We start from the raw sequence: 5,300 nt of genomic DNA, 5'->3' as shown, positions 1-5,300 counted from the left end.
ATAAGAACAAGGAGAGAACGAATAATGTTGTCAAAGAAAATGGCATTTTCGTTAATGAGTCTAATAACAATACTGGCTATCGCTTTTATAGCTCCGACTGCGATGGGGGCCGTGCTGGGTGAGAATTTTAAGACGACGATCTCGCTACTTGGTACTGGGAACGACTTAGCCAGCGTGGCCGTGCTTGGAGATAATGTGACCGGAAGCGGTCAACCATTTATTAAGGTTGTTTTCGACAAAGCGGTAGCAGATGGCGAAGCATCAACCGGGACGGTTAATACTGGTTTTGATTTCGACGATCTTACCATTGTTGCTTTTAATAAGGCGACTGGAGATGCTGTTACTATTTCTTCTGGGGATCCTACACCGGTCCCTGGGACCATGACAGAGTTCACAGTTGCCTTGGGGAGTACCACTGTCGACGATTCTACTAACACAGGAGGCGTGGTTGTTTTAGTAACAATCGCAGCAGGGGCCGTCACAAACAATGATCCCGCGGATGTGATAACAGCCGGAACAGGCGCTGACACACTTGGGATGAACAAAGAGGGATCCCTGAAATTTGACATTGTAGCAGCACTATCTAATGATACTCCAAGGGTAGTTTCTGTTACCGAGCTCCCGCTTATTGTATTGGGTCCTGGCAATCCTGATGCTTTTACTTTTATTGTTACTCTTAGTGAAAAGCCAGCAGAGTTCAAGAAGGATAAGATTGATCTTGCAAACGCTACAATCGATAGTGATCCTATTGGTTTACCTGCTGAGATGGAAACAGCCGAAAACCAATCTACTGTAGCTTCTAATATGGTTTATCCGTATCTTGTAACAGTCAAGCCAAAGTATGAGAGCAAGGACGATATTGTTATCAAAATTAAGTCGTTTGACGATACAGATACACCGGTCATGAAATCCCAGGTATCTACGCCATACAGAGTGAAAGTAAACTCGGATGCGAATAAGAAGGTTGGTCAATCTGGTACCGAGAAGAACTTGCCTAAAGATGTTATTGTCCCCGCAAATGGCTACTTAGTTGTTGCCAAAAATACTGGGGAATCCCAAGTCAGAAATCCTGGGGATGCCAAGCACGGTTCAGCGGATATTGCCCGTCGGACGAATGCCAAAGACCAGACCTATAACCTGACTGGGTTAGATCTCGGTATCAACTTAGAGGGGTTCCTTATCCGGGGTGGCACGATTGACCTCGTCTCACCAAACGCAGGCTTGGTCATCAGTGAAATCATGTGGGCAACCGATGCCCGCAGTGCAAATCGGCAGTGGGTTGAGATTGCCAACACGACTGCTGCAGACATCAAATTTGGCGATAAAACCCATAAGATCGTGATCTATGAGGCCAACGAAGTCCTTTTCAGAGAAGCAGCTCTATACCTACACGGATACAACTGCTCAACCAAACATCGTATACTACTAGTTCTTCAACTTTGAACTTAAGGGATATCCTTTCGTTTGTAGTAGGGCAATTCATTGCCCGTTCTTGCGTTATCGACGTGCGATAAATCGCACGACTACGAACCTACTCTCAAACTCAAAGTTGATGCAATACTAGGGGAAACACCCAAGCAAAAACACCTACAGATTTATTTTCGAACTCACGTTATGTATATGCAGCTAATAAAGAAAATGATTGTCTATGAACAAGCAGCGGCGGTTTTGAAATTCTATAAGGGATTTGTGGAAAACAGGAAAAACGGGTGTTGCCCTTTTTGTCCATTCTATCCTTGTTATTATCCATACCTGTTTTGCGGTAGAACATGAATTTCAAACGACATGGAAAGGTTATGTGTCTTTTCAAAATGTTTTTGTGGATATTTCCAGGTTCATTCCGGTTGCGCTTGCGTATACAGGCATAGTGATAGGAGGCATAGATATCATCATGTTACTTTCAGATTGGTATGCAAAGAGAAAAGAACAACAGCTTGAAGCAGCGATTGCAGCAGCAGAGAAAAGAGGTAAAGCGGAAGGTAAAGCGGAAGGTAGGCAAGAACTCCTGAAAGAACTCAAGGCAAAAGGGGTTGATGTAAGTAAAATTGATAGTCAGCCCGAAGAGTGATTGCCTTTCTCTATAAAGAATAAAAAAACGTGTAGGAAAGCCAGTGGCGACCCACGCCAGTGGCTTTTTGATTTTAACCCTTCCCGTTCGTAGTAGGGGCGGGGTCCCCGTCACTCGCGTAATTTTGATAAATATATTGACGCTCCAGACATATCGCCCTTACAGGGCTAAAATATACTACGGTACCTCCTTCTATAAACATATCGCCCTTACAGGGCTAAAATACATTACAGGGCTAAAATACACAAGGATCCCCTGTAGGAGGGAACTCCGATTCCCGATTCTTTAAGGGGTATGAATCCGCTGTTGTTTGAGCGTTGCGACCTCCGTGACGAGAGTTTGAACCTGTTTTTCAAGTTCGACATCCTTTCGCCAGCGCGAAGCGATGATCATCTGTGGAATCCCGACAGCGAGAACAATTCGGTTTTTTGCCAGTTATGGAATTAGAATACCATATCCCTTGAGAATAAATCAAGTCGAAAACAGGTCAGAGGTAGGGGCATTTGATAACGATTCTACACTTTTTAGAACTTATTGAAGGTTTTTGCGGTTTTAACCCAAATAAACGCATTTTTTGTATCTTAACTTGACAAAATACGTTTAATACGGTAAAATTTGATTAAATATAGGGTATAACGCAGTATTTTGTTATATTATGCGTTTAAAACGATACAAACGTGAAAGTTTCGTGGCGTTACGGCAGTCGGACCCCCTTCGGCACTCAGCAAAGGGAGGGCTGAGGGGTGTTCTACGGGGGTGCGCATCGCGCTCGCGATCTAATGGCTGACCGCCCTAAAAGACCATTGGATTTAAAAACGAATAACAACCGGCTATCGGAGGGAATGGCTTTCGGTCTTCGGAAACTATCAGACCCCTCTTGCGAGACAGCCGACAGCCATAAATTGAGGTATATTTTTTCATGAAGAATTTAACGACGCGAAAAATCGTGCTTGGATTGCTGGTGGGGCTTGTGCTGGCGTTGTGCGTGCAGGGGACCGCAGACGCGATAGACACTTTTACCCCTGGCTTTGCTCCAGTTGATCTTAGTAACAGAGATGCAGGAGAGACAATTGTCGTAAGTAATTTCGCAACAACCGTAAATCTGGCCAATGTTAGGGAATATGTTTCTCTTTCTGTCAGCGGCGGTGGTGCAAACTTTCCAAACCCTACTGACAATACCAAGACTGTAACTTCGTATACATGGAGGGAAACAGATAATGATGGTACGAATCATAACGACGCAACACTCCCTAGTATTGGCTCCCAGACTATTACTGTTAATAGCCCGGGAGAAGTTACAGTTACAGTAAGTTACACCGAAACTTACAATACCAATCAATCTCGAACTACCAGCGTCGTCAGCACATACTACGTAGTGAAAAGCGGAATCGATGTAAATCCCAATGATGCTGTCAGCCTCCTCGGCGTGAGCAACGGTGTCGGAGCGGGATATGATCATCGGAAAGATATAAAAATTCATAGTGCGGACAGCAGGTACAACCAGGTTACCTATACGGTAAACAACGGTGCCACACTTTATATAAAAGAGGGCAACCGAGATAACAAAAGTGGTAGAGCAGCGGATGCTAATCTCATCACATCCAGCAGTGCTGACGTATGGCTGTCCTTGGTTGACAATAGTAGTCAAGTTACTGCCAAGTTGGACCGCGGCGGCAATACAAAAAACCAGGCTCTCTATATCTATGGTCGCCCAACATTGAGGGTGACTGCTCCATCAACAAATCCACCTCTTTTGAGTGGTGATCCAGGTCAACGGAGAGCTGTTAGCGATTCTCCCATTACAATTGTGATATATGATCAAACAACTGGCGGGGCAGTTGATACTACTGCGGTTTCGGGTGCGCCAATTAAGTTTGATGTCGCCGATAAAAGCACAACAGGAGGCTATCTGATACCTCCCCCCTCTGTAGACTCGGACACTGATCTATTCTCGGACAATATAACTGACGCGAATGGTAATTTACTAAGACACTCTTCGCTTGGATCCCTTCTCCCCAGTCGCACATTGTATGTACGATCTTCTGCAACAGTGGGTTTCCAGTTTGGAACTGTTCCAGGGACATCAGAGGTCACTGTTAGTCTTTCTGGAACGAATGTTAATCTCACAGAAAAGATCACTGTTCGAGTTACGGGTGGCGATATTATGACGCTATCAGAAAGCAGCAACAGAAGAAGATCATCTGATTCTAAACTTTTTGACTTAGTCGCACTCGTAGAAGAATACGGCAAACCTCCAGCACTAGGTACTGTTGGAGGCAACCCAGGTAGAGTATCGGTCACGTTCAGGGCAAGTCAGGGAACTTTGACCAGTACTCCTGCCGATGAAACCGAGACTTCAGATGCAAGTGATACGGGTACTAATCTTATAGCTAACACTGGCAGATTTATAACGGAATATGTCGATGCAAACGGCAGAGCCCAAGTCATTTACAACTTAGGTGGTAACACAGGGCGTCAGGAAATTTACGCGAGTATCAATGATAACAATGCGGAAACTCGAAAAGAGATAATTTTTATCGTCAATGGACCGGCAGCTCCGAGTGGCGGGGGCGGCGGGGGTGGTGAACCGGCGCAACAAACGCCAAGGCTGACGATCGGTGCCACCGGCACCGGCACAGAGCGGTCGGTAACCGTTACCGCTACCAACGCACAAGGGGCAGTTGTTCCGGGACTCTTCGTTACCCTCAATGGCACGGCACTCCCGGATGGGTCACAAGATGTCCGTGCTGGCGAGGCGACACCGATTACGCTACCGAGCACCCCTGACACGTATACGCTGACCGCAACTGCGCCTGGGTACACATCAGACACAGAAGACTTTACGATCGAAGCACCCGGCACCCTCGCGATTACGGCAGTCGGGGCACGGTCAGGGACACAACAACAGATTACAGTTACGGCTTCAGGCAGGACGATTCCCAGTGGCGGAGTGGTTGTCACGCTCCAGGGTGTTACGAACCCCCGAACGGTCACAATCTCGAGCGGTACGACATCTGTGAGTCGGATCGCGACGCTGCCGAGCGCGTCAAGTCCGCATACGGTGACTGCGACGGCTGTGGGATATAATGACGCACCGCCCCTAACAATCCCGGCACCTGGACAGCAGCAACAACAGCAGCAACAACAGCAGCAACAACAGCAAACGGTATCTGGCACGGCAGATAGCATTGAGATCGACGGAGACCGCCAACGCAGTGGCACAGTCAACCAA

General features: G+C 46.7%; 3 protein-coding genes. All 3 read left to right on the top strand.

What is annotated here, in order from left to right:
• Positions 1-24: 24 nt before the first annotated feature.
• Complete coding sequence (locus tag F4X88_07375; protein ID MYA56097.1) at positions 25-1,443, top strand: hypothetical protein; 1,419 nt, start codon at positions 25-27, stop codon at positions 1,441-1,443.
• A 244-nt stretch (positions 1,444-1,687) separates the two neighbouring features.
• Positions 1,688-2,068: a hypothetical protein gene (locus F4X88_07370; protein ID MYA56096.1), complete on the top strand. Its 381-nt coding sequence runs from the start codon at positions 1,688-1,690 to the stop codon at positions 2,066-2,068.
• A gap of 919 nt (positions 2,069-2,987) precedes the next feature.
• Positions 2,988-5,300: hypothetical protein (locus tag F4X88_07365; protein MYA56095.1), on the top strand; the 2,313-nt coding region annotated here is incomplete at its 3' end.

It is taken from the genome of Candidatus Poribacteria bacterium (assembly GCA_009839745.1).
In the GTDB taxonomy this organism is placed as follows: domain Bacteria; phylum Poribacteria; class WGA-4E; order WGA-4E; family WGA-3G; genus WGA-3G.
The sequence above is the reverse complement of the archived record's forward strand: the minus strand, read 5'-3'. Positions and strand labels throughout refer to the sequence as shown.

What these genes read in the sequence shown, in the direction of transcription:
- F4X88_07375 (MYA56097.1), top strand. Translation starts at nt 25, where the DNA reads ATGTTGTCAAAGAAAATGGCATTTTCGTTAATGAGTCTAATAACAATA.